25 protein-coding genes and 2 tRNA genes are annotated in these 24,495 nt (G+C 59.1%); 10 read left to right on the top strand and 17 right to left on the bottom strand.

From position 1 onward, the window contains the following. Positions 1-105: 105 nt before the first annotated feature. From I6J72_RS11395 to I6J72_RS11385, 3 genes are all read right to left on the bottom strand, one after another. Positions 106-552: a hypothetical protein gene (locus I6J72_RS11395; RefSeq protein ID WP_115020875.1), complete on the bottom strand. Its 447-nt coding sequence runs from the start codon at positions 550-552 to the stop codon at positions 106-108. Between the two features lie 10 nt (positions 553-562). Beyond that, positions 563-1,000: a hypothetical protein gene (locus I6J72_RS11390; protein ID WP_204099257.1), complete on the bottom strand. Its 438-nt coding sequence runs from the start codon at positions 998-1,000 to the stop codon at positions 563-565. Between the two features lie 348 nt (positions 1,001-1,348). After that, entirely contained in the window at positions 1,349-1,567 is a 219-nt protein-coding gene (locus tag I6J72_RS11385) for a CopG family transcriptional regulator (RefSeq protein WP_204099256.1), read from the bottom strand. A 90-nt stretch (positions 1,568-1,657) separates the two neighbouring features. Between I6J72_RS11385 and gyrA the strand changes: the two genes are divergently transcribed. The 5 genes from gyrA to I6J72_RS11360 all read left to right on the top strand — a co-directional run bounded on the left by gyrA (position 1,658) and on the right by I6J72_RS11360 (position 7,207). Continuing rightward, positions 1,658-4,246 carry a DNA gyrase subunit A gene (gene gyrA, locus I6J72_RS11380; RefSeq protein ID WP_204099255.1) on the top strand — a complete coding sequence of 863 codons (2,589 nt, stop codon included), beginning with the start codon at positions 1,658-1,660 and terminating at the stop codon, positions 4,244-4,246. A 3-nt stretch (positions 4,247-4,249) separates the two neighbouring features. Next, entirely contained in the window at positions 4,250-4,597 is a 348-nt protein-coding gene (locus I6J72_RS11375; protein WP_204099254.1) for a DUF3566 domain-containing protein, read from the top strand. A 110-nt stretch (positions 4,598-4,707) separates the two neighbouring features. Then, a tRNA-Ile gene (locus tag I6J72_RS11370) sits at positions 4,708-4,784 on the top strand. A 9-nt stretch (positions 4,785-4,793) separates the two neighbouring features. Continuing rightward, a tRNA-Ala gene (locus I6J72_RS11365) sits at positions 4,794-4,866 on the top strand. 508 nt (positions 4,867-5,374) lie between these two features. Continuing rightward, the gene (locus I6J72_RS11360) at positions 5,375-7,207 is read left to right on the top strand and encodes a collagen-like protein (RefSeq protein ID WP_204099253.1); all 1,833 of its coding nucleotides are present in this window, start codon (positions 5,375-5,377) and stop codon (positions 7,205-7,207) included. Between the two features lie 248 nt (positions 7,208-7,455). Here I6J72_RS11360 and I6J72_RS11355 read toward each other — a convergent pair whose 3' ends face one another. Together I6J72_RS11355 and I6J72_RS11350 are read right to left on the bottom strand one after the other, a co-directional pair. Then, positions 7,456-8,403: a polysaccharide deacetylase family protein gene (locus I6J72_RS11355; RefSeq protein ID WP_204099252.1), complete on the bottom strand. Its 948-nt coding sequence runs from the start codon at positions 8,401-8,403 to the stop codon at positions 7,456-7,458. A 113-nt stretch (positions 8,404-8,516) separates the two neighbouring features. Then, positions 8,517-8,990 (bottom strand): GNAT family N-acetyltransferase, encoded by a 474-nt coding sequence (locus I6J72_RS11350; RefSeq protein WP_204099251.1) that lies wholly within the window; start codon positions 8,988-8,990, stop codon positions 8,517-8,519. 76 nt (positions 8,991-9,066) lie between these two features. Between I6J72_RS11350 and I6J72_RS11345 the strand changes: the two genes are divergently transcribed. Then, positions 9,067-9,312 carry a ribbon-helix-helix protein, CopG family gene (locus tag I6J72_RS11345; protein WP_204099250.1) on the top strand — a complete coding sequence of 82 codons (246 nt, stop codon included), beginning with the start codon at positions 9,067-9,069 and terminating at the stop codon, positions 9,310-9,312. Between the two features lie 44 nt (positions 9,313-9,356). On the opposite strand, the gene I6J72_RS11340 is transcribed toward I6J72_RS11345, so the two are convergent. The 4 genes from I6J72_RS11340 to I6J72_RS11325 all read right to left on the bottom strand — a co-directional run bounded on the left by I6J72_RS11340 (position 9,357) and on the right by I6J72_RS11325 (position 14,148). Beyond that, on the bottom strand, positions 9,357-11,192 hold the full coding sequence (locus tag I6J72_RS11340; protein ID WP_204099249.1) for an ABC transporter ATP-binding protein: 1,836 nt from the start codon (positions 11,190-11,192) through the stop codon (positions 9,357-9,359). Next, positions 11,189-12,763, bottom strand: a complete 1,575-nt coding sequence (locus tag I6J72_RS11335; RefSeq protein ID WP_204099248.1) for an ABC transporter ATP-binding protein — start codon at positions 12,761-12,763, stop codon at positions 11,189-11,191. Before I6J72_RS11335 ends, I6J72_RS11340 begins: the two co-directional genes overlap by 4 nt. Before the next feature lie 53 nt (positions 12,764-12,816). Next, positions 12,817-13,020 (bottom strand): hypothetical protein, encoded by a 204-nt coding sequence (locus I6J72_RS11330; protein WP_070669459.1) that lies wholly within the window; start codon positions 13,018-13,020, stop codon positions 12,817-12,819. Positions 13,021-13,260: 240 nt separating this feature from the next. Then, complete coding sequence (locus I6J72_RS11325) at positions 13,261-14,148, bottom strand: hypothetical protein (RefSeq protein WP_204099247.1); 888 nt, start codon at positions 14,146-14,148, stop codon at positions 13,261-13,263. 314 nt (positions 14,149-14,462) lie between these two features. Between I6J72_RS11325 and I6J72_RS11320 the strand changes: the two genes are divergently transcribed. Both I6J72_RS11320 and metE read left to right on the top strand, forming a co-directional pair. Continuing rightward, positions 14,463-15,386 carry a methylenetetrahydrofolate reductase gene (locus tag I6J72_RS11320; RefSeq protein ID WP_204099246.1) on the top strand — a complete coding sequence of 308 codons (924 nt, stop codon included), beginning with the start codon at positions 14,463-14,465 and terminating at the stop codon, positions 15,384-15,386. After that, complete coding sequence (gene metE, locus I6J72_RS11315; protein WP_204099245.1) at positions 15,383-17,647, top strand: 5-methyltetrahydropteroyltriglutamate--homocysteine S-methyltransferase; 2,265 nt, start codon at positions 15,383-15,385, stop codon at positions 17,645-17,647. Before I6J72_RS11320 ends, metE begins: the two co-directional genes overlap by 4 nt. Before the next feature lie 16 nt (positions 17,648-17,663). On the opposite strand, the gene I6J72_RS11310 is transcribed toward metE, so the two are convergent. Continuing rightward, a complete protein-coding gene (locus tag I6J72_RS11310) occupies positions 17,664-18,308 on the bottom strand; it encodes an HAD family hydrolase (RefSeq protein WP_204099244.1) in 645 nt (214 codons plus the stop codon). A 69-nt stretch (positions 18,309-18,377) separates the two neighbouring features. Here I6J72_RS11310 and I6J72_RS11305 point away from each other — a divergent pair, with 69 nt between their 5' ends. Next, complete coding sequence (locus I6J72_RS11305) at positions 18,378-18,908, top strand: peptidylprolyl isomerase (protein WP_039672975.1); 531 nt, start codon at positions 18,378-18,380, stop codon at positions 18,906-18,908. 73 nt (positions 18,909-18,981) lie between these two features. Further along, positions 18,982-19,626, top strand: a complete 645-nt coding sequence (locus tag I6J72_RS11300; protein ID WP_204099243.1) for a rhomboid family intramembrane serine protease — start codon at positions 18,982-18,984, stop codon at positions 19,624-19,626. Between the two features lie 310 nt (positions 19,627-19,936). Here I6J72_RS11300 and I6J72_RS11295 read toward each other — a convergent pair whose 3' ends face one another. The 7 genes from I6J72_RS11295 to I6J72_RS11265 all read right to left on the bottom strand — a co-directional run bounded on the left by I6J72_RS11295 (position 19,937) and on the right by I6J72_RS11265 (position 24,484). Then, positions 19,937-20,575, bottom strand: coding sequence for a response regulator transcription factor (locus I6J72_RS11295; RefSeq protein WP_204099242.1), 639 nt, complete (start codon positions 20,573-20,575; stop codon positions 19,937-19,939). After that, complete coding sequence (locus I6J72_RS11290) at positions 20,572-21,705, bottom strand: histidine kinase (protein ID WP_204099241.1); 1,134 nt, start codon at positions 21,703-21,705, stop codon at positions 20,572-20,574. Before I6J72_RS11290 ends, I6J72_RS11295 begins: the two co-directional genes overlap by 4 nt. A gap of 10 nt (positions 21,706-21,715) precedes the next feature. Beyond that, positions 21,716-22,543 (bottom strand): hypothetical protein, encoded by an 828-nt coding sequence (locus I6J72_RS11285; RefSeq protein WP_204099240.1) that lies wholly within the window; start codon positions 22,541-22,543, stop codon positions 21,716-21,718. A gap of 2 nt (positions 22,544-22,545) precedes the next feature. Continuing rightward, positions 22,546-23,205, bottom strand: a complete 660-nt coding sequence (locus tag I6J72_RS11280) for an ABC transporter ATP-binding protein (protein ID WP_204099239.1) — start codon at positions 23,203-23,205, stop codon at positions 22,546-22,548. A gap of 84 nt (positions 23,206-23,289) precedes the next feature. Further along, entirely contained in the window at positions 23,290-23,532 is a 243-nt protein-coding gene (locus tag I6J72_RS11275) for a toxin (RefSeq protein WP_204099238.1), read from the bottom strand. A gap of 1 nt (position 23,533) precedes the next feature. Next, entirely contained in the window at positions 23,534-23,779 is a 246-nt protein-coding gene (locus I6J72_RS11270; protein WP_204099237.1) for a ribbon-helix-helix domain-containing protein, read from the bottom strand. Positions 23,780-23,830: 51 nt separating this feature from the next. Next, a complete protein-coding gene (locus I6J72_RS11265) occupies positions 23,831-24,484 on the bottom strand; it encodes a response regulator transcription factor (protein ID WP_204099236.1) in 654 nt (217 codons plus the stop codon). Between the last annotated feature and the right edge of the window lie 11 nt (positions 24,485-24,495).

Below are 24,495 nucleotides of genomic sequence, written 5' to 3'. Positions count from 1 at the left end.
GTGTAGGACAGAGCTGCACGTACCTTCCGGCAGTATAGGAAAAGACCAGCCCTCACAACGAGGAGCTGGTCTTTTTGTGTGTCTATGAATCCGAAGTGACGCTTCCTAAACGGTACCCATGTGGCGTTGCAGCACACGGCCGATAGTCGGCACGTTCGGCTCCAAGATGGAAGAAGCCTTACCGCGTAGCGACTTGTAGGTACGGGCAATGCCAGGTGCTTTGATGTCCTCAGCGGACTTATCAGCAGTAGCCATAATGGCATCAGTAATTTCAGAACTGCGACCATCAAGGTACGTGCCGAAGTCTGATTGCTCAGAACCTTCGAATTCCTTCCAGTAGGAATCAAGGCTGTTCAAAAGTTCTGGGAGCATCTGGTTGACTCCCTTGGATACAACTTTGGAATCTGCCTTCTTGGCGGCTGCTAATGCACCTTTGAAGGCCATGCCGGAAATTCCGGACAGAGAAGAAACGGCTTCATCGGCGGCCGTGGACAAGTCCGCCACCACGGCATTGCGGGTAGGGGACTGAAGAAGCTGGGTGAGGTTTGCCATATATGTGAGCTTACTGTGCTGGGGCGCTAGAGCCTGCCTTGAGCGCGGCGAGCTGGTCAGCAATCTCCGGGAAACCATTAGTGCGGGCAAGACGCTCGAGGTCAAAGTCGAGGCCACCCTGGTTCAGACGGCTGTCCTCAGACGAACCAGAGGATCCAGCAAGGCCGACCTGTGCGGCAAACTCATCGACCTGAGCGCGCAGGGCTGGCACGTTGTCAACGACTAGCTTAAGCAGCGCCAAGGCACCAGCAATGGAGCCACCGATGATAAAAGTCATGTCCAGGGGAGTGGAACCCGTGAGTGAGGAGCCAGCCTCGCCCTGCTGGAAGTCAGGGTTGACGTTCTTCTTCCAGTCGTCATTAGTGGTCTCAGCGCTTGCTGCTGGTGCAACAGCGGTGGCAAGAGTGGTGGCCACAACGCCGGCGGCGAGAAGCTTCTTCATGGACATAGGGAATTCCTTTCTAGAGGGAGAGTGGGGTGGTTGCGAGCGCCCCACTACTTAAACGCGAGATGGTTTAAGCATCTTTATCATGCTTAACTTACATAACTTCTGCCACAGAAAGATAGACCTGCGCGCAAAAGTGCGCGAATTCTTCATTCTTTGCGTTTAATGCTGGGACCGCGCGCAACACGTTTTCGAGGGCGGCTGCAGACTCTTGCCGAGTCCCGTGGACGGGAATGCCCTCTACTGACGCAGCACTTGCACCTGCCGCAGCGGCCAGTGCCGCAAAGGACACAATCCGTACGCGATATAAACGGCAGAACTCGCGAGCTATGAGAACTAGATGCTCAACACTCATGATTGACCACGAGTCCGGCGAATCTCTGCTTCAAGCTCAGCACGCCTAGGCAAAAGTCGCCGGGCCGTGTCCTGAACGGCAGCATCAGAAAGCGTTCGGGAAGCTGCGGCCACCACAGCGCGGACCACAGCCTCGTGTTTTGATGTTCCCTGCGCTGAGGCCAACAGTGTAAGCGCGTGATCCTGCTCTGGAGTGAGCCTGAGTGTCATTGCCATGTCTCACATGCTAACAGTGCGATACCACCGTGATACCACTATCGTGGCACGAAGAGCTTCACAGCGCCTCAGACGGTACGATAAGGCGTTATGAGTGATAATAACGGCGATCTTTTTGATCGTATTCATCCCATTGACATTAATGAGGAGATGGAGTCGAGCTACATCGACTACGCCATGTCCGTCATTGTCGGCCGTGCTCTCCCTGAGGTCCGCGATGGCCTGAAGCCAGTGCACCGCCGCATCCTGTACGCGATGTTTGACTCCGGCTACCGTCCGGATCGTGGTTATGTGAAGTCGGCTCGTCCGGTTTCGGACACGATGGGTCAGTTCCACCCGCACGGTGACTCCGCTATTTACGACACCCTCGTGCGCTTGGCTCAGCCGTGGAACATGCGCTACCCGCTGGTAGACGGCCAAGGTAACTTCGGCTCCCGCGGTAATGACGGTCCGGCTGCTATGCGTTACACCGAGTGCCGCATGACCCCGCTGGCCATGGAGATGGTGCGCGATATCCGCGAAAACACCGTGGACTTCGCTCCCAACTACGATGGCAAGACCGAAGAGCCGGTCATTCTGCCCTCCCGCGTTCCGAACCTTTTGATGAATGGTTCCGGCGGTATTGCTGTCGGTATGGCTACCAACATCCCGCCCCACAACCTCAACGAACTGGCGGACGCCATTTACTGGCTTTTGGAGAACCCGAATGCCAGCGATGAAGAGGCCCTTGAGGCGTGCATGAAGTACGTCAAGGGTCCGGATTTCCCCACCGCTGGTCTGATTGTTGGTGACCAAGGAATCAAGGACGCCTACACCACTGGCCGCGGCTCCATCCGCATGCGCGGTGTGACCTCCATTGAGGAGGTGGGCAACCGCCAGACCATCGTCATCACCGAGTTGCCGTACCAGGTCAACCCGGACAACATGATCTCCAACATCGCGGAATCCGTGGTCAACGGCAAGATTGCCGGCATTGCCAAGATTGAGGATGAATCCTCTGACCGCGTCGGTATGCGCATCGTCGTCACGCTCAAGCGTGATGCTGTCGCTCGTGTGGTGCTCAACAACCTGTACAAGCACTCCCAGCTGCAGACCTCCTTCGGCGCTAACATGCTTTCCATCGTTGATGGCGTGCCGCGCACGCTGCGTCTGGATCAGATGCTGCGCTACTACGTGGCGCACCAGATCGAGGTCATTGTTCGCCGTACCCAGTACCGCCTCGATGAGGCGGAGAAGCGCGCCCACATCTTGCGCGGTCTGGTCAAGGCGCTCGACATGCTCGATGAGGTCATCGCGCTCATCCGCCGTTCCCCGACGGTGGAGGAGGCACGCGAGGGCTTGATGCAGCTACTCGACGTCGACGAGATCCAAGCCGATGCCATTCTGGCCATGCGTCTGCGCCGCCTGGCAGCCTTGGAGCGCCAGAAGATTATTGACGAGCTGGCGGAGATCGAGGAAATCATCGCAGACCTCAAGGACATCCTGGCTCGTGAGGAACGTCAGCGTCAGATTGTCCACGATGAGCTTGAGGAGATCGTGGAGAATTACGGTGACGAGCGTCGCACCCAAATCGTCGCTGCCTCTGGCGACGTCACCGATGAAGACCTCATCGCTCGTGAGAACGTCGTGGTCACCATCACCGCTACCGGTTACGCCAAGCGCACCAAGGTAGATGCCTACAAGGCACAGAAGCGCGGAGGCAAGGGCGTGCGTGGTGCAGAGCTCAAGCAAGACGATATTGTTAAGAACTTCTTCGTCTGCTCCACGCACGACTGGATCCTGTTCTTTACCAACTTCGGCCGCGTTTACCGCCTTAAGGCCTACGAGCTTCCGGAGGCAGGCCGTACCGCCCGCGGCCAGCACGTAGCTAACCTGCTGGAATTCCAGCCGGAGGAGAAGATCGCACAGGTCATTCAGATTCAGTCCTACGAGGACGCTCCTTACCTGGTCTTGGCCACCGAGCAGGGTCGCGTAAAGAAGTCGCGTCTTACCGACTACGAGTCCGCACGTTCTGCTGGCCTCATCGCCATCAACCTCAACGAAGGCGACGCGCTGATTGGCGCACAGCTAGTTAACGAAGGCGATGACATCTTGCTCACCTCAGAGCAGGGACAGGCAATCCGTTTCACTGCAGATGATGACCAGCTGCGTCCGATGGGCCGTGCTACCGCCGGTGTGAAGGGCATGCGCTTCCGTGGCGATGACCAGTTGCTCTCCATGTCCGTGGTAAATGATGGCCAGTTCCTTCTTGTGGCGACCTCCGGCGGCTACGGAAAGCGCACGGCGATTGAGGAATACACCCCGCAGGGTCGTGGCGGCCTGGGTGTTATGACCTTCAAGTACACCCCGAAGCGCGGCAAGCTCATCTCTGCCATTGCTGTGGACGAGGATGACGAAATCTTCGCCATCACGTCTGCCGGCGGTGTAGTCCGTACCGAGGTCAACCAAATCCGCCCAAGTTCCCGTGCCACGATGGGTGTTCGTCTGGTTAACCTGGCTGACGATGTTGAATTGCTTGCCATCGACCGCAACGTTGAGGATGACGGCGAGGAAGATGCACAGGCAGTAGCTAAGGGTGAGAAGTCCGTTGAGGATGTCAAGCCCGAGCACCTCAAGCTGGGTGAAGACTCCAAGGACAACAAGGACAAGGCCGCTGACGATAAGACTGATGAGGAGTAAGTCATGATCGGACGAGAGATGCACCTAGCGCGGATTTCACCGATGTCGGCTTTCCGCGTGGGTCTCGCCATGTCCCTCGTTGGCTTGGTCGCCTGGATTATCGCAGTGTGTCTGCTGTACCTCGGCCTCGACCAAGCAGGAATCTGGGATTCTCTCAACAGCCTTGTGGGCGGTGTTGGTGGAGGCTTTGAAGTCAGCTTCGGCCTTGTAGTCTCCGCGGCTGCTCTTTTCGGTGCCATTATTGCTGTACTGATGACGCTTCTGGCGCCGATCATGGCTGTTATATATAACGCCATTGTTGATGTCTTTGGCGGCTTCAAGGTGCGACTACAAGACGAGCCGCAGCGTTAGCCAAAAGAATGGCGGTAATAGTGCTCTAAGACTACCTAGGAAATGTCGATTGACCTGGCGATTTGTAATAGATCGCCAGTCCTATGTAGAGTAACTACTCGTTCCGGTAAGGGCCTATAGCTCAGTCGGTTAGAGCGCATCGCTGATAACGATGAGGTCGCTGGTTCGATTCCAGCTAGGCCCACCACGGAACCATGGGGCATTAGCTCAATTGGTAGAGCATCTGCTTTGCAAGCAGAAGGTCAGGAGTTCGATTCTCCTATGCTCCACAGCATAAAAGTGAAGACGCCCAGCGATGGACGCTGGGCGTCTTTCTTTATTTCAACTCCAGGAGTGGATCTGGACCCGAGAGTTAACCGACGTGCCCGGTTGATTCGGAGCCGGGTGGAATTGATTTAGGGGGCCAGAATAGGCGCTTCGTTTCCGCGCCTATCGAATGACATAAATGTAATTATTACCCGTATAGGGGTAAAATCATTCACAGCATTCACAGAGGTTCGAAACAGTTACAATAGCCCCTCGCGTATAAAACACTGTCATCTACCTGCTGGTTAGTCGGCGATAGCCAACAAAGGTTTGGAAAAACTTTGGAAACTTGTTGCGTTTGACTGGAAAGACCGACACAACTCCGATAATCTTGCCTACAGCGACAAAAGCTGCACTACTCGTTGAGAATGTGAAGATCATTCATCAAGAACGATTGCTAGCGTCGCCCTACACGACGGTTATCGTAAGATAATTTTCACAGTCCGACCTCAACTCTCATAGGGGAATTACATGTTCAAGAACCGTGTTCGCACCGCCGCTCTCGCAGGTGCCATCGCAGTAGCCACCGGTGTTTCCGGTGTTGCAGTCCCGGCTTTCGCTGAGGACACCACCACCACCAACATCCAGGGTGGCGGTTTCAACGAGCCGGACGCATCCCTGGGTAAGGATGTAGAAGCTAAGGACGTCACCGAGGCTCAGCTCCGCAAGCTCGTAGAGGCAACCCACCACTACATCGTCAACAACAACCAGTTCGAGGAGCTGTACACCGCAGCTCGTGATGCCAACACCGATGGTCTTGACCGCTCCGAGCAGGCTGACCACAAGGCTTACCAGGCTGCAGCCAACGAGGCTACCAAGCAGCTCGCTCAGGCTGAGAAGAACGTACAGGCTGCACGCGCTTCCGTAGCGTACGCTCTGGAGAACGACAAGGGCGCTGACAAGGCTTGGGCCAACTACGAAGAGAAGGCCTTCGACTACAACAACACCGTTACCAACATTGCCGGTGGCAAGCGCTACGACAAGGATGGCGACGGCAAGCTCGGCCTGCTGGAGAGCGACCTGAACAAGGCTAACGAAAAGTGGGCCAATAAGGTCAACGACGAGGACAAGACCAACCTTCCGCCGCTTGAGGCTCCGAAGCTGAGCCCGGTCGACCCAGAGGATTTCAACTCCGTTCAGAAGACCCCGGCGAAGAACATCAAAATCTTCGAAGACACCATCAAGACCTACAAGGAGCGCCTCGACTACGCTGGCTGGCGTAACGCTGATAAGAACGAGGACAGCTACATCACTCGTGACTACATCCCGCTGCTTGAGCAGCTGATCGCTGACGCTGAGATGCTCTTGGAGCAGCTCAAGGAGGACGGTGCAGCCCTGGAGGAGGCTCGCAAGGCAGCCCTCGAGGCTTCCCGCGGCGCTCAGGGTGCCGACATCCTGGTTCGCCAGGGCTACCTGGACCAGGCACACGCTCAGGTTCGCGTCCTGCGCGCAATGGAGGCTGAGTTCGCTATCGGCGCCCGCGAGCTCGAGCTCCGCGAGGCTGATGACAACGCAACCGTAGTTATCAACGATAAGCAAACTACCCTGCGTCAGGCTTACGCTGACCTTATCAAGCACGGCGAGGGTGCTGTCACTGTCGCTAAGAACAAGAACTACGAGGTCTACAAGACCCAAGTCTTCGATTCTAAGAACAAGTTCAAGGATTGGGCTACCGACAAGGCTAACTTCGACGGCAACCGCATCTGGACCCCGCAGATCCCGGCCGACTTCGTGAACCCGGAGAGCCCGTGGGGCAATACCGAGGTTGCTGTCTGGGACGGTGGCAATGACGAGGAGCGCACCGAATACCTGGCAATGAAGGTTGCTGCACAGCAGCTCTGGTTCGGTCCGAGCAACTACAACATCGAGTACGAAGAGGCTTACCGCCAGGTTGTCAACGCTGACAACGGCGTTCAGAAGGAAATCGCTGACTCCCAGGCAGCTGAGGAGAACGCTAAGGCTGAGCGTGAGCGCGCCGAGCAGGAGGCTAAGGATCGTCAGCGCATCGCTGATGCTCTCGAGAACCTGGCTGGCGGCGACAACGGCAAGGACGGCGACGCTGGCAAGGACGGCGACGCTGGCAAGGACGGCGACGCTGGCAAGGACGGCGACGCTGGCAAGGACGGCGACAACAACAACAAGGGCGACAAGGGCTCCGCTAAGGACAAGCTGTCCAACAACGGCAAGCCGACCCCGCTCGCTATCTTCGGCATCGTCGCTGGTATCCTGGCTGCAGTTGCCGCTGCATACCCGGCAGTTGCTCCGGCAATCTCCAAGGCTCTGAACATCAAGCTCCCGTTCTAGTCCCCCGGTAGCTGATATCACTCCGCCCCTAACGGAGTAAGCCAGTAGTAGGGCCCCGCCATAAGGCGGGGCCCTACTTTTATTACAACCGACGCCGGTAGAATCCGCCTTGCAGGCCAGGTGAAGTAGAAGGCTTTTCCTTCAATCGAAAGAGGAAGGCTCCAACCAAAGTGGCTGGAGCCTTCTTTCTTCTATCGGTATGGCGCGTTGCTGGCAGCGGCCTCTTGGCACACTGAATTTTGTGCCACCTACCGGTTAAGATACTGCTTTCCCGCCTCCGGGTTTGGGATGAGGCGGTCGAGGCTGACTGGTTCGAGGCCCTTGGCGCGGAGGCCGTCGATGACGCAGTCGGTGGCTGCGACGGTGGTGGGGTGGATGTCATGCATGAGTATGATGGCGCCTGGTTGTGCGCCGTCGACGGCAGCACGGCAGACGTGGTCGGTGTTGCGGTCTTTCCAGTCCAGCGTGTCGACTGACCAGAGTGCTTGGGCTTGGCCATTGGCCTGTGCGGCTTTGTAGACGGTGTTGTTGGTTGCGCCATAGGGAGGGCGGAGCCAGCGTGGGCTATCGCCGGTGGCTGCCTTGATGGCGGCTGCCCCTGCTTTGATCTCACCGTCAACCTGGCCCGCCGGTAGCTTGTCCAGTTCGGGATGTGTGGCGGTGTGGTTGCCCACGGTATGGCCTTCGGCCTTCATGCGGCGCAGAAGCTCAGGATGCGCGTAGGCCTTGGGAGCGAGCACCATGAAGCTTGCATGCGCGTCCTTAGCCTTCAGGGTATCGAGCACTTGTGCCGTGAGTTGACCGGGACCGTCATCGTAGGTGACGGCAACGCAGTTAGAACACGTCGCGTCCGCTACGGACTGGGAGTGCTGGTTGCTCTTGTGGTGTTTGTCCGCGCCGTGCTTGTTATCTTTGGCTGCCGGCTTCTTCTTGTCTTTCGATCCGGGCGCTTGGGGGCGTGAGGAGCCGGCGAAGATGGGGTTGTTCTGGAGCTCCTTGGGAAGGGCGTTGTAGGCGTCTTCCTCGATGCGGTCGATTTCCTTCCGGACGTCGGGAGGCACTTGCAGTTGTGGCGCCGGGATTCCCGGTGCGGGGAGCTTGGGGAGCTCAGCTGCGGGGGCAACGCCGGGCAGTGCGGTGGAGACCGCGAGTGTGAGGGCAGCGAGCGAGTGTGTAAGGAATCTAGTGCGACGCATGACAACCTTCTACGGAGACAATTCGACCCCTTATTCTCGCTCGGGTGCCGCTGTAAAAGGCCAAGTGACACGCAACTAGAGTGAAGTTAGTTAAGTTGTGTTGCGTGTGAGGTTTAGACGAAGCGCTTGACCAGGACGATGTGACCGTCACGTTCGCTTACCGGTTCAAAGCCGAGGTGCAGGTACAGGCGGTGGGCACGGTCATTGTCTTTGGCCACAGAGAGGGAGATGCCGGGAGTGTTCATCGCACGGGCGAGGTCCGTGGCGGCGTCGATAAGCACGGTGCCCACACCTTGGCCGCGGAAGCGGGGTTCGACAGCGAGGGCTAGCTCGGGAATGCCCTCAGCCACGTGACCAAAGCCGTGGCGTTCAGCAGTGCCCCAGTTGAGCCACACACCGCCGGCGGGCACGTGGCCTTCCCAGGCGATGAATCCGCCGCGGGAAGGTTCCCAACCGCCGAGGTAGTAGTCAAAGCCCTCCTCAAAACCATCGGGGAGTGCTTTGTGCTCATCACCGAACGTATCGGCAAGGAAGTTGAGGCGGGCAAGGTAGGTGCGGTCGGCTTCAGTCAAGGGGAGAAGATGCATAGTTCCTATGGTAGAGACCGAAAGTATGGTCGTTCGAGACGGTGGCAGAGAGAACTTTTCGTTATACGATAATCCCATGCCTGTGAAAGTTACTGATAAGCAATTGGATGCATGGGTCGCAGAAGCGGAGCATGGTTATGACCCGCAGGAGTTGAAAAAGCGAGGACGCGGACGTCCCGGAAGAGGTTCTGAGCCAGCCAAGGTCGTGGCCGTAAGGTTGACGCAGGAAGAATTAACCAATCTCGACCGAGTTGCGGTGAAGGAGAAGATTAGCCGGTCTGAATTGATCCGACGGGCGATCAAGAAAACCGTCTTCGCTTAGGTGCGCGCCTATTCCCAATCTGGTTCTAGTTGCCGTGCTTTCACTTAGCTGCCGTGCTCCCACTGTGCATAAGCCTTTGCGTAGCGGCCGTTCAGTGCGATGAGCTCGGCGTGGGTGCCGTCTTCCACGATTTGGCCTTGTTCCATGACGATGATGCGGTCGGCCTCACGGGCTTGGTCTAGGCGGTGGGCAACGACGAGTGCAGTGCGGCCTGTGGTGACAGCCTTGGCGGCGTGTTCGAGAACCTCAGCATGTTCGGAGCCGGCTTCGGAGGTGGCCTCGTCCATGATGAGGACAGGAGGCTGACGCAAGATCATACGGGCTAGCGACAGCTGCTGTTCGGCTTCCGCGCCGATCTCCTCGTGACCGGCACCGATGAGGGTGTCGAGGCCCTGGGGGAGCCAGCGGGAGTGCTCGTCCAAACCTACGGTGTGGAGTGCCGCCCAGAGGTCTTCATCGCTGGCACCGGGCTTGGCCAACAGAAGGTCATTGCGCAGCGTGCCGGAGAAGAGGTGGACTTCCTGGGTAATGAGCGCGACGTGTTCGGTGATCCACGTGTTGGGGACAGTGGCAGTATCGATGTCGTCGAGACTGATACTTCCCTGGGTGGGGTACTGCAGTCCGGCGACGAGGGACGCCAGGGTGGATTTACCCGCACCGGAAGTACCCACCAAGGCGGTGGTAGTGCCGGCGGTGAGGGTAAGGGAGACGTCGCGAAGCACAGGCGCGCCACCCGGGTAGTGGTAGGAGAGGTTCTCAATGGTGATGGTCGGGGCGTGGCTCAGCCGAGGAGTGTCCTTGTGATTCGCGTTCTTGCCCTTCTGTTTCGCGCCGGTGCTGGCGGCGTCCTCGAGGGTGGCCAGGGCCACGGCACGGCCGAGGGAGGTCACGGAATGCTGGATCTCGCCGGCGAAGAAGAGGATGTTGAACACGTGGACTTCTAAGCGCATGACGAGCAGCACCGCGGCAGTAGCTTGGCCCTGGGTAAGCCAGCCGGCCATGACCATGGGCACGGACATGGCTACTGAGCCCAGCAGCAGCACGCCGAAGGCGAGGGCGCCTTGGCCGACGATGCGGTTAATGAGCGGGACCTTATTACCCCAAGCCTGCACGGTGTCCCAGGAGTAGCGCTCCATGCGGGTATGCGCCCAGTCCTTAAGCGTGAACTGGCGGAGGGTCTCCAGTGCGCGGATGGTGTCCAGCAGCACGTTGTTGCGGTAGGCCTCCACCGAGGACACTTCGTTGGCAACGGCGGGGATGTCCCGCATGGTGCCGCGGATGAAGGGATAAAGCAGGCAGCCCACCGCGATGAAGAGCAGGGCATAGGCAGGGTGGATGAACACCATCATGACCGCAGTTAGCGGCAGCATAAAGAGGGTGAGCACGAGGCGGTCACCCATCATGGAGATGGTCATCACCACGGTATCGATGTCTTTGGACAGGCGCGTGATGACGTTGCCGGTGCCCAGTTCCATGACGGCGGGCACGGGAGCGCCGAGGGTGGAATCCAGCGCTGAGGTGCGTAGATCCACCGACAAGCGGCGGGTGGTGGAGGTGACCAGGTAGCGGCCCAAGGTGCGGCCGGTGACCTCCACCAGGTAGCCCACGGCAATGATGATGAGCGCGCCCACCATGGCGCTGCGCCCCGTGCCGAGGAAGGGCAGTTCGACGCCCTGGATAATGTCGACGACGCGGCCGAGCACCTGGGAGACCAGGTTCATCATGACAACAGTCACGGTAAACAGCCCAAAGAAGAGGGCGATGCCGAGCCTGCTGGGCGCACTGGGCAGGGTCTTAAGGAAGCGCAGGCATTCCTGCGGGGAGGCAGGGGCCAGGGCATCGGCGCGGTCTAGGGTGGTGGTCTCGTGTGCAGTGCTCATAGTTCCACCACCTCATCGGCGTTGGCGGCCCACGTGGAGGCAGAGGTGATGACCACGGTTACCTTGCCGGCGCGCAGGTCACGCACGCGCTTGGCCACATCCGCCAGGGTCAACGAATCCAGTCCCGTCGTGGGGTTATCCAGCACGAGGATGTCGGGGTCGAGGGCGAGTGCGCGGGCAAGCGCGACGCGCTGGCGTTGGCCGCCGGAGAGCTTGAGTCCGGCCTCACCGATGGGAGCGGAGGGGAGCTCACCGTTGGGGCCGAAGCCACCGAGACGGGTAACGATGTCCTCGCAGGCGGAGGCGTGGAGGGCGTCGTGAAGCTGCGCGATGCTAGCGCTGCGGAGAGGATCGACGTTGTCTTGCAGGGTGCCCTCCAGCACGGAGATGCGGTGCGGTGGGCACAAGGCGCCGTGGTCGTTGAGGTAGCGCACCCAGGAGTCCACGGTGTCGCGACCTTCAGTGGTGGTGGGCATCCACACGTGGAGGCCAGGGGAGAGCTCGATGGGCGTGCTGGTGGTGTCGACGGTGTTGGCAGAGAGGTCACCGAGTAGTTCGCCGACGCGCTCCACGGAGGCCTGTGCCCTGGCCCAGTTCTCAGTAAGTAGGCCTAGGGAGACACCCAACACGGTCAGTGCCGGCGGCACGAGCATGGTAATCGCCATCATGCCGCCGGGGGCGATGCGACCCTCAAAGGTTTCCCAGGAGGTCCACGCGAGAATACCCACGGCGAAGGCGGCGGGAACCATCTGACGAATCCATGCCATGAGGGATGCACGCTTCGCCTCTTTCAGCATGGCGGTCAGCGCGTCCTGGGCGGCATCGGAAAAGCGCTGGCGGGCAATGTCCTTGGCGCCCAAGCCTTTAATGACGCGGGAGCCTTGCGCAAAATCCGTGGCGAGGGAAAGCGCGGTGTTTTCCAGCTGGCGGCGGCGCGCAGCTACCTTAGTCAGCGGTCGTGCCGTGGCCCAGGACGTCACCGCTGTGGCGAGCGCGCCGAGGAGGAGCGCTCCGGAGACCTGCCAGGAAATCGGTGACAGGCTGACCATTGCGCCTAAGAGGTAGCCCACCATGACCAGTGGGAAGTTGAGAATCTGCTTGAGCTGGCCGATGTAGTGCGAATCCTCATCCATCGTGTTGAGCAGCCGGCCCGGATTGATTCCAGCGGTGGAAGCGTCCAACAGCTTGTCGAGCAGGTTAAGGCGCAGCGTGTGGGTGGTGCGTGCCTGGCTCAGATCCGTAAACGCATCCGCCGTGGCTTCGCAGATGTAGGCGATGTAGAGGAGGACCGCCGTGGCCGCAAGCGGTAGGGCTACGGTGCGCCAAGAGGGCTCGGAGAAGGCATACTGCGTGGTCTGGCCGATGATAACGGAGACCAAGGCACCGAGCGGAGCGTTGATAAAGGTGGCAATGAAGATGCCGATAACGCCGGTGCGCTGGGCACCGAGCAGCCGCCACGTGGCTTGAGCAGAGCGGGAGAAGTCGGTGGTGTCGGTGAGAGAAACCTCCCCCGTAGGAGGTTCATCGGGGAGGTACCACGACCACGTCTTCATGCGCGGATAGTGAGTCATAAAGACTCATCTTATAATCCCCGCAGGATGTATGGTGACTTAGATAACAGTTTTTAGGAGAGGTGGTAGTTGTCCACGTCGTAGCCGTTGAACTCGCGTTCCACGCCGTAGTCGTCAACAGAGTTGAATTGGGTGCCATTCTCAATGGCGAAGCGCAGGTTATCTACGCGGGAGGAGGGGTCGCCCGCGACGGCACCTGCGGGGAAGTAAAAGGTGTCGCCACCTTTGAGCTTGACAATGAGTGATTCGAAGCTCATGTCCTAATCTCCTTGGGGGTGCTGCTACCACTAAAACTCCAGCGCGAAAACAACGCGCGGGCACCGATCGTTGGGCGATCGATGCCAGTCATCGATCGATTCAAGCAGGTCGCGCGCGCGGGGGCAAAGCAGTGAGATCAAGACAACGAAACCCTCTCCCCCAAAGTCGGGGGGAGAGGGTTCCTGAGGTGTGAGCTAGGCAGGTATGAACTAACTAGGGTGGCCTAGCTGGCGAAGGGATTAATTCTCATCCTCGGTGCGCAGTCGGTGCTTGCCTTCAGACTCGTGGTCATCGGTAATGCGGGAGGTGTCAACGCCCTCGCTGTCAGCGTTGCTGACCTCGATTTCGGTTTCCACGGCGTCCTGGATAGCGGTTTCTTCCTCGCGGTGCTTGGCCAGCTGCTCATCGAGGGAGCCCAGCAGCTCCTCATCGCGCTCGACGACGCCATCCTCAGCCAAGTCGGAGCCTTGGGCTGGGACCTTAGCGTCATCCTCGGTGGTGGAGGTGTAGACCAAGGTGGAGCCCTGCGGTGCAGAGGTAGACGGGGTGGTGAAGTCCTCCACGCGCGGCGGAACCTTGGATTCTTCCTTCTTCTTCTGGGTGAAGAAGTAGTACACACCACCGGCGATGGCGGCGATAGCGGCCACGAGTGCGGAGATGAGCCATACCTTCGAGCCCTTCTTCTCCTTGCCGGTGGCCTTGCGGGCCTTCTTCTGGACCTGAGCTGCCTTCTTACGGGCCTTCTTGTCTGCCTTGGTGGCCTTCTTTTCAGTCTGCTTGCGCAGCGAGGCGGCCTTCTTTTCGGCCTGCTTCTGTGCCTTGCTCAGGCGCGTGGAGGCCTTATCCTGGGCGTCTTCAGCCGCAGCGGCCAGCTTCTCGGCGGTGTTTTCGCTGCGCTCCTTGAGCTCCTCCAGGGCGCGCTCGAGGCGGGAATGGGCGGCCTTGGTCACGGCACCAGCCTCTCGGCGGGCCTCCGGGAACCAATCTTGGTCGCGCTCGTCCATGCGGGCGGCCGCGGTTTCAAGAACGGAGTAGGCCTCGCGGGACTTTTCCTCGCGGTAGTCCTGGAAACGGTTCCACAGGGAGGAAGCCACCTGGACGGTGGTGGACAAAGCGGTGGAGTTCATCGGGAGTGGTGCTCCTTTTCGTAGCGTGTGTTAAGGGAGGTGCGGTGTTGATTCGCTGGGTACTCCCTTTCAGCGTAGTGGCGCCGGCCATGCCCCGCCACTGTGTGTGGGGAGTGCCAAGCAGTACGCCCAAAATAGACAGCTTTGTACGGAGCGGGAATGTTTTATTCACCTTGGGTTTTACTAACGGTGCAGCTGGCTGGCGTAGAAAGGTATCACCATTCGTCAAATGCTTCCCGTGAAAATGGACAGCTTGGTACGTTTTCATCAACAGCAACGAAGACTTACCCCGATAACCTGCAGAGGAGGTGACCATGTCCCCGCGACTCTCCGCATCCGCGCCACTAGACCAAATCAGCGAAGATACACCTAAGCGCCTTGAGCGCACCGCGCTTTCCTTCGAAGTAATCCCGCCGCGTCACGACGCCGATGCCGCAAAGATCGACCGCCTGCTCGCCACCCTGTCCGCGTATAACCCGGACTACATTGCTGTGACCAGCTCCCAGCGCTCTGGCTGGCTTAAGGGCACCGCGGCGTTCATTGAGAAGATTTCTCGCGATACCTCGATGCGTCCACTGGCTCACCTGGCCTGCACGGCCGGTACTGAGCAGGAGCTCGTGAGCTGGATCGACACGCTTGTCGACGCCGGCGTGCGCGGTTTCCTCGCCCTCCGCGGCGACTTGCCCGAGGGCGGCATGCCCGAGGGCCATCTTCCGCATGCAGACTCCCTTGTCCGGCTTATCCGCCGCTGGGAATCCGCCCGCGTGGCGCGCTTGGCTGCCGGCCGCTTGGCGGTCGGTGTGGCCTGTTACCCCAACGGCCACGCCGAGTCCGCCACGCCGGACGAGGACATCGACGTCCTTTTGGCCAAGCAGCGCCTCGGCGCAGACTTCGCCATTACCCAGCTCTTCTTCGACGCGGAGGACTACGTCCGCTTTGCCCAGCGCGCCCGGCTGGCGGGTGTGCGCATTCCGCTCATCCCCGGGATCATGCCTATGACTAGTCGTGCTCGGGTGGAGCGAATGTGCCAGCTGTCCGGGCTGGATGGGCCGACAAAGGTCCTTGACCGGCTCGCGGCAGCGACCTCACCCGAGGAAGAACAAGAAATAGGCATGCAGATTACAGCCTCATTGGCGCAATCCGTGCTGAACGCCGGTGCCGATGGACTGCACATCTATACGCACAACAATCCTGACATTACGACTGACCTGCTGAATCGAATTGGAGTCACCCCATGACCGCATCCTTCCCTAAGGCCACGATTGAGGGCTACCCGCGCGTTGGCGCTCACCGCGAGCTTAAGCGCGCGCTGGAGTCCTACTGGTCCGGCAAGATTGACGCCGAGACCTTCGAGTCCGCCGCGCACTCCCTGCGCCTTGATACCTACGCTCGCCTCAAGGAGCTGGGTCTCACTGAGGATTACGCCATCCCGGCGGACGTCGCCTACTACGACCACGTCCTCGAGACCGCGCTGACCGTGGGTGCGGTCGAGGGCGAGAGCCTCGATGATGAATTCACCCTGGCCCGTGGCAACAAGGACACCGCGCCGCTGGAGATGACCAAGTGGTTCGACACCAACTACCACTACATCGTTCCCGAAATCACCGATGACCAGCCCTTCACCGCCCGCCCACAGCGCGTACTGAAGATCGTGGAGGAGGCCCGCGCGGCTGGCCACACCGTGCGCCCAGTTCTCGTTGGCCCGGTGACCCTTCTGGCCCTGTCCAAGCAGGCTGAGGGCGCTACGAAGCAGCCGCTCGACCGCCTCGACGAGCTGGTGGAGTCCTACCTCACCGTGCTGGAGCAGCTTGCCGACGCCAACGTGGAGTGGATCCAGTTGGCCGAGCCGGCCCTGGTTGCTGACCTCGCCGCGGCTGACGACGATTCCCTGGCCGCCGCCCTCAAGACCGCCTATGGCCGCATCCTCGCCGCGGAAAAGCGCCCGCAGGTCTACCTGACCACGCCGTATGGTTCCCTCAACGCGGGCCTCGACGCCATTGCTGAGCTTAAGCCGGAAGCCGCCCAGGTCGATCTCTCCGTGGGCACCCTGGCACTGGACAACTCCTACCTCGAGCGCGTAAAGAAACTCACCGAGGCAACCCACCTCGCCGCCGGCCTTATCGACGGCCGCAACGTCTGGGCCGCGAACCTGCGCGACCTGCGCGAGAAGCTCGAGACCCTAGGCGAGGGCGTCTCCGTGACGACCTCCGTCTCCCTGCAACACGTCCCGCACACCGTTGAGGCAGAGACCTCCCTGCCGGTCGACGTGGCGACCTGGTTCGCCTTCGCTGACGAGAAGGTCCGTGAGGTCGTAGCCCTTGCTGCCGGCCCGCTCGATGCACCGGAGGCCTACGCCCAGGCCGACCGCGCCGTGCGCACCCGCGCTGAGTCCGCCCGTACCCACAACCAGGCTGTGCAGGATCGCACCGCGCAGCTGCCGGAGGGCCAGGTCCAGCGCCAGCCGGAGTTCGCCGAACGCAACAAGGCTCAAGAAGCCCTCGGCCTGCCGCAGCTGCCGACTACCACCATCGGTTCCTTCCCACAGACCTCTGAGATCCGTGCCGCCCGCGCCGCGCACCGCAAGGGCGAGCTTTCCGACGCCGACTACACCGAAGCCCTGCGCAACGAAGTCAAGAGCGTCATCGAGCTCCAGGAGCGCCTAGGCCTGGACGTCCTCGTTCACGGCGAGCCGGAGCGCAACGACATGGTGCAATACTTCGCCGAGCTTCTCGACGGCTTCGTCGTCACCGAGAACGGCTGGGTTCAGTCCTACGGCTCCCGTTGCACCCGTCCGCCAATCGTGGTTGGCGACATCTCCCGCCCGAAGGCCATGACTACCGAGTGGGCGAAGTTTGCCCAGTCCCAGTCTGAGAAGCACGTCAAGGGTATGCTCACTGGCCCGGTGACCATCCTGGCTTGGTCCTTCGTGCGCGATGATGTTCACCAGTCCGTCTCCGCCGACCAGCTCGGCGTGGCGCTGGCCGACGAAGTCCGCGACCTCGAAGAGGCCGGCATCGACATCATCCAGATCGACGAACCCGCCCTCCGCGAGCTGCTGCCGCTGCGCGAGCAGGACCGCAAGGCTTACCTGGATTGGGCCGTGCGTTCCTTCCGCCTCGTAGCACTCGAGGCCAAGCCGACCACCCAGATTCATACCCACCTTTGCTACTCGGAGTTCGGCCAGATCATCGACGCCGTCGCTGGTCTCGACGCCGACGTCACCTCCATTGAGGCGGCCCGTTCCCGCATGGAGCTGCTCGAGGACATCGATGAGAAGTTCCACTCCGAAATAGGCCCGGGCATCTACGACATCCACTCGCCGCGCATTCCGTCCGTGGCGGAGATGGCTGAGCTCATCCGCGCCGCTCTGAAGAACGTGCCGGTCGAGCGCCTCTGGGTCAACCCGGACTGCGGCCTGAAGACCCGCGGCTACGAGGAGACCGAGGCCTCCCTGCGCAACCTGGTCCTCGCCCGCGACGAGGTTCTCTCCAGCCTCTAGGTTTAAATCTTCGGATTTAAACCTCTTCGAAGTTCATCGCCGTCAGCTCACTGAGCGCGGCGATGTCTCCGTTTTTGCCCCTATCAAAGTGCAGCGCCTTCAGCCCCGCCGCTCGTGCGCCTTCGACATCGTTGGCTATTGAATCGCCCACCATGAGTGTGGAGCTTGGCTCCACGCTCATACGTTGACAAGCCTCAAGGTAGGCCTCTGGGTGCGGCTTCGGATGGCCCATCTCCACAGTGGGGAAGAGCTCTATCCCAGGCAGGTCGAGCCCGCCTGCGCGCAGCTTGCCTTCCTGCATGTCTCGTGCACCGTTCGTCAGAATGCCGACCTTGAGACCTAAATCCAAGACGTATTCCAGTGCTTCCCGTGCGCCGTCCACCGCGCACCAGTGCTTCTCGTACGCGGCCAGATACGTGCTATATTCCGCCAGAGCTTCCTGTTCCGTCATCTCCGGCCGGCCCAGAAACTCGCGGCAGCGCTCCACTCGTTGGCCTTGATGGGTGACCTCGCCACGCTCGTACGCGGCGAACCACTTCCTTTCAATTTCGGCGAAACGCTCTTGATGCCCGCCCGGAAGCCAGTCCTCCACAGCCGCATGCATGGCAGCGGTGTGGTCCATGAGGGTGTCATCAAGGTCGAAGAGAACAGCGCGGATCATGCTTGTAACCCTACGCAGATCGCTGACAGCGTCGCGCCGGCACGACGCGCTGGGCGAAATTTCCATACAATGGCAGGCATGACTCAGAAGACCGCAACTGCAACGATGCACACCAACTACGGTGACATTGTTATCGACCTGTTCGGTAACCACGCACCGGTAACCGTGGAGAACTTCATTGGCCTGGCTAAGGGCGAGAAGGACTACACTACCCAGAACGCAAAGGGCGAGCAGTCCGGCCCGTTCTACGATGGCGCTATTTTCCACCGCGTCATTGACCAGTTCATGATCCAGGGTGGCGACCCGACTGGCACCGGTCGTGGCGGCCCTGGCTACCAGTTCCAGGACGAGTTCCACCCGGAGCTGCAGTTCGACCGTCCGTTCCTGCTGGCCATGGCTAATGCTGGCCCGGGCACCAACGGCTCCCAGTTCTTCATCACCGTGGCGCCGACCCCGCACCTGAACAACCACCACACCATCTTTGGTGAGGTTACCGATGCTGCCTCCCAGGAGGTCGTGTCCAAGATTGCGAAGGTCTCCACCGACCGCATGGACCGTCCGGCTGAGGACGTTGTCATCGAGTCCATCGAGATCGCCTAAGCGTTCATAGCTTTTCATCCGAGCCCGCTGCCACGACATGTGGTGGCGGGCTTGGTGCGTATAAGGAGCTTGTGTGAAGAACTATCTGAAATCTGCACCGGCCACCCTGGTGCTCATGGTGCTGTGTATCGGTGCCTGGTTGGCCACGGCAATTCAAGCCAAGACCCTCGCCACGCCCTACTATCGCAGCATCTTGGCCCAAGACTGGACGCTGTGGGGCCCTGAGGTGTCTGAGCACCCCGCAACCATCATCACTGCGGGCTTTATGCACCTCGACGCAGGGCACCTCCTGGTCAACATGGTGATGCTGCTCTTTGTGGGAAGGGAAGTAGAACGCGCCCTGGGCAGCGCGCTGTATGTGACGGCCTATCTCATCTCCATTGTGGGTTCTTCCGCTGCAGTGCTGTGGATGGATTTCGGAACGCCCACTGTGGGCGCTTCCGGCGCTCTCTTCGCACTCATGGGCTTGCTGATTGGCGTGTACCGCAGCCGCGGTCTGGATCTGCGGGCACCCATCGTCCTCGTGGTAGCCAACGTCATCTACAGCTTCGTGGCGGAGAACGTCTCCGTGTGGGGGCACTTGGGCGGTTTGCTCACAGGACTGCTGTTGGCACCATTCCTCTTTCGACAACGCACGTGGCTGCGGTGGCTGGGGATATGGCTTATCGCTGTCCTGGTAGCCGTGTTGGCGGCGCTGCGAGCTGGGCTTTGGGGATAACTCGGGCGTGTTATCCACGAAAACCTTTGTGCGAAAGAATTCCACATAAGTTATCCACACTGTGGATAACTACATTTTTGTAATTTACCGAACGTGTGCACCAAGATAACCGCAGATCAGCAGCGTGTTAGGTTGTGTTCGAAGTTTTTGTGCGGGCTGTGGGAAGCGTGAAAACACTTATTCACAGGGTGTGGAGAAAGGTTGTGGAATTCGCTTTTCACAGAGTTATCCCCACCCTGTGGATAACTTTGTACCCACCGTGTTAACAGCTCTCCGGTTGTGGGGTGGTGTTGGGAATTGCGCGCCCAAGTTAGCTCACCACTCCTGCGCGAAAGGCCCAGATCACGAGCTGTACTCGCGAACTAGCTCCCACTTTGGCCATCGCAGATGACAAATGAGTCTTGACCGTAGAGGGCTCCAAATACAGCTCGCGCCCGATTTCGATGTTGGTCAATCCTTTGCCCAGGGCCCGTACGCATTCGAGTTCGCGAGGCGTGAGTAGGGCGGAATCTACCGTTGCCCGCGCTTTCCGCCGACCAAATTCCGCAATCACCCTTTTAGTAACCGCAGCGTCGACCATGCCTTCACCTGAGGCCGCGTGTTTGATGCCTTGAATGAGGTCGGTCATTGGGGAGTCTTTCAGCATGACGCCACAGGCACCGGCTTCGAGGGCACCAAAGACGTATTCGTCCAGGTCAAAGGTGGTGATCACGATGACTGCTGGGGGATTGTCTTGCTTGTTAATCTCCGTGGTTGCGTAGATCCCGTCCCCGTCAGGCATGCGGATATCGAGGCACACCACATCAATGTCGCGAGCCTTTGCAGCCGCTATCGCCTCATTTCCAGAAGCTGCCTCAGCCACAACTTTGATCTCTCCGGTGGCCTCGAAGATTGCCTTTAATCCCTGTCTGATCAGAGGTTGGTCATCAACTAATAAGACTCGAATCATGGCTTCCTCCAGGTAATGAGCACCAGCCAACCATGTTCCGTAGGTTCATTGAAAGCGGTTGCACCGACAGCTCGGGCGCGCTCTTGGATGCTGATGGTGCCACGGCCCGTGGTGCTGTGCGTGAAAGCGCCGTGGGTGATTATCCGCAGTTCATCATCGCTCAGCATGACATCAACAGGCGCGCCTGTTGCATGCTTGCGGGCATTTGTCAGAGCTTCTTGGGTGATGCGGTAAGCCGCAATCAATTCGGCCTCCGACAAGTGGGAAGTGTCCGAAAACGTTACTGCCTGCCCTAGAGCGCGAACTTCCGAAATTAGCGCAGATAAATCTGTCGGCTGAGGGATGCGGTGTATTTCGGCATCGGAAACCGAGAGCTTGCCAACGGTCGCGCGGACATCCTGGAGCGCCTTCGTCGTCGACGAGGTGACGTGTTGGAGATGTTCTTTAGCAGCGGTGGGGTTGACATCGATGCATGCCTGTGCGGCTTGAGCTTGGATGGCGATGGCTGAGAGGTGATGGGCAGTGGTGTCGTGAAGCTCTCGCGCAATGCGGGCGCGCTCCTCGACAATGGCGTTTTCCTCAGCGAGTTCTGCTTGGCGTGCAAGGGATGCGGTGAGCTCACGGTTATTGCGGACAGCGATTCCAATAGCAAAGAGCACTATGAGGGGGAGTATCCAGCCCAGGGCTGTCAGCAAAGTAAAAAGTGGAGGCTCGATTCCTCCCAGCGGTGGCATGGCAATGGCGCGGAGGATGCCGACAATGAGACCCGAGATAATGAGGGTAATAGTGTCGCGGGTTTTTGACTTCGTGTGCAGCGCTAGCGAAAACGCAGCCACCGAAGCAGCGATGCCCTTGTAGCCAAGGCTGTGGTCTGCGGTGACAAGACAGTAGAGGGACCACAGAAGCTCAGTAGCAGAAATCCCGAGTAGGACGCTTAATGGAAATCTACGGCGCCACAGTAGGAGGATGCCTTTGGCAATGATGGCAACAAGAATCAACCAGAACTGAGCTGGAGACAATGCGGTAGTGAAGAGGGTTGGTTCCATCGAGCTAGCCACTAGGAACCCAACGAGGTCAAGGCCTAGAACGATGACAGCGAGAGCGATATCTCTGGCTGAAAGTCGATTCATGTAGTCCATGCTAAAGATTTGCTCGGTGAAAGCGGGTGAGCCCAAGTCCCATACTCACAACCGACCAGCCGGCAAGTACAGCAATACCCACCCATGGATTCATAGTCTGCGTTGGCCCCTGTCCACCAGCAATTGACACAGCAGAAGAAGGAAGCCAACTGTAAAGATACGGTTCCCACCCGGCCATGACGCCGATAGTTCCCAAGATCACTCCTGCCATCAACACTGCGACAATAACGCCGATGGCTGGACCGATCCTCCGTATGGCTAATACGACACCGATGATAGCGAGGGTCAGTAGTAGCACGGCCAAGCTGCCTCGCAGCCACACGACAGCGACATTAGAAGCAGAAGCAACCAGAGAAACATCATTCATCGGAGCCGCAACCAGTGCGATCAGTGAGTTAAGAACGCACGCTGCCACGCATACTAGGAGGACGGTATTCAGCACCGCCACGATCAAAGAACGCACCCATTTCATACGCGAACCAGCGCCAACCACCTTCCACACCACTGCACCGCTGGAAAATGGGTAGCTAGCTGCGGTGATTGTGAGTGCAACAATGGCGATGAGGAAGATTGAAATGCCTGTGGACTGGCCAGAACCTGTGATATCGAGGGCGGCCAATTGGAAACTGGACGTCGTGGGGTCGGAGCCGTCGATAAGCGCCTGTACTTGTTGGCCTGTTGGACTGTCACCGACTTGTGGCGGGTCAATTTTCAAAAGGAACGGAAGTGCCCACTGCAGGACAGCGCTGATGCCCGCCATCATAACTGCGAGTATCGCGACGATCAGCACGTTCGGGAGGTGACGAAGGGTATAAAGCTCGGATTTCATGTCTAGTCTTTCGTAGTGTGGGCGAAGTAGGTGGCTTCAAGGTCAGGGATTTCACTGAGAACGCCTGTGAATGTGGTGTGACCACGAGAAATGATGACTACGTCGTGGGCGACTGCGGCTGCTTCAGCCAGATGATGGGTTGCCATGATAATTGCCTTCCCACGGGAAGCTTCCGCACACAAGACTTCGCCTAACCAACGAATGCCGTCAGGATCAAGACCAGAGGACGGTTCGTCCAAGATGATGATGTCGGGATCTTGTAACAAAGCTCCCGCTAGCGCTATACGCCGCTTCATGCCTAACGAGTAAGTTTTGAGCTGCCGGTCGCAGCGGTGCGACATATCGACCAGCTCTAAAACCTCTTGCACCCGATGCTTATCGACGCCATATAGCCTCGCCATTGCGTGTAGATGCTGACGCCCGGTGAGACTGGTAACGAGGCCGCCATCGTCGAGGAGCAGCCCGATGGTGCCATTGATGTGCTTCGTTCCGGTGGCTTTCACCAACCCGAGGGCAGCCCGGAGCGTGGTGGATTTGCCGGCGCCGTTTGGACCAAGCAAAGCGGTGATCCGTCCGGGAGATGCCGTGAGGTTCGCGCCGTGGACAACCTCATGTCCGGCGAAGGAGACGGTGATGTCTCGAGCAGTGAATACGGTGTTCATACCTCTGACGATATTGATCAGGGGCATGAGGAACATCGCCTAAGCAGGCAATCTTTTGCCTCCGCCATTTGGGGGAGAGGCCCGTTAATCGAGCAGAGCGCGATACTGCTTGCGGGCCTTCATGGAATGAATGATGGTCTTGGTCCCGTCGTCCCAGATAAGAACAACGAGCTCAAGTAATCTCATTGAGCCGTCGAATCCGAGGCGAAGCTCTCGCTGTGGGTTCTCGTCGTCGAGTGGAGCTTTAAAAACACAAGTTGATGTTGCTGCGGTTACGGAATCCTCCGGCTTGATGCCGTGTTTTGTGGCGCTCCGGCGAACCTCCATTTTAAATGGCTTTTCTTAGCGCTTCACGGATTGCCTGTGACCTAGACCATCCATGCGCTGTAGCATACTTATCCAGGTCTGCAATTTCATTGGGCGAAAGGCGAATCGAGACAATCTTTGCGGCCTGGTTGTCGCGGGGTTTCCGCCCCCGAGCACGAAGAGTCTCCACGTCATAACCATTTTCGGCTTCCATTACCCATTCATCAATTTGCTCTTCGCTGATCGGCTGTCCATTGATAGTCTTCATAACCGTAATCGTATTACGAAAAGGGGTTCTGTCGCTAGAGTGAAATTCGGACTAGGAGCCAACGCCGCCCAGAATCTTGGTCACCAGGTTCAGGCGCGTGCTGGCGCCGAAAATGGTGATGAGGCGGGAGACGTGCTTCTTCACGGCGGACTCGGAGTAGCCGGTAGCAGTTGCGATTTCAGAGTTGGAATTGCCGGCGAGGAGGAGTTTGAGGACGGCAATTTCGGCGTCGTGAAGCTCGTGGCCCTCAATGGCGGCAGCAACGGGATCGCGTGGGGTGCTGGGTTCACCGATGTAGTCCACCAAGCGATGCATGGCGGCAGGTGCCACGACGGTGCCACCTTCCACAGCCGAGCGAACAGCCTCGATGATGGAGCGCGGGCGCTGGTTCTTCAAGATGTAGCCAGCACCGCCCGCGCGCAGAATCTTGAGCATTGTGTCATCCGAGTCGAAAGCGGTCACCGCCAAAAATGTGGGCGGGTTCGGCGCGGAATTAAGGTGCTTCAGAAGGGTGATGCCATCCATTTGCGGCATGTGGATATCAGCCAGCACGAGGTCCGGCTCGACATCCTCGATTTGTGCCAAGCAATCTGCACCATTGGTGGCCTCACCGACCACTGAGATGTCGTCGGTGGTCTGGAAGTAGAGGCGGAAAGTCGACCGGACGAGCTCGTCATCGTCGACGAGGAACACCCGAATGCTCATGGGAGATATGT

The organism is Corynebacterium sp. FDAARGOS 1242, from assembly GCF_016889985.1.
GTDB classification, from domain to species: domain Bacteria; phylum Actinomycetota; class Actinomycetes; order Mycobacteriales; family Mycobacteriaceae; genus Corynebacterium; species Corynebacterium minutissimum_B.
Note: the sequence above shows the minus strand (reverse complement) of the source record. Positions and strands in the feature narration are given on the sequence as shown.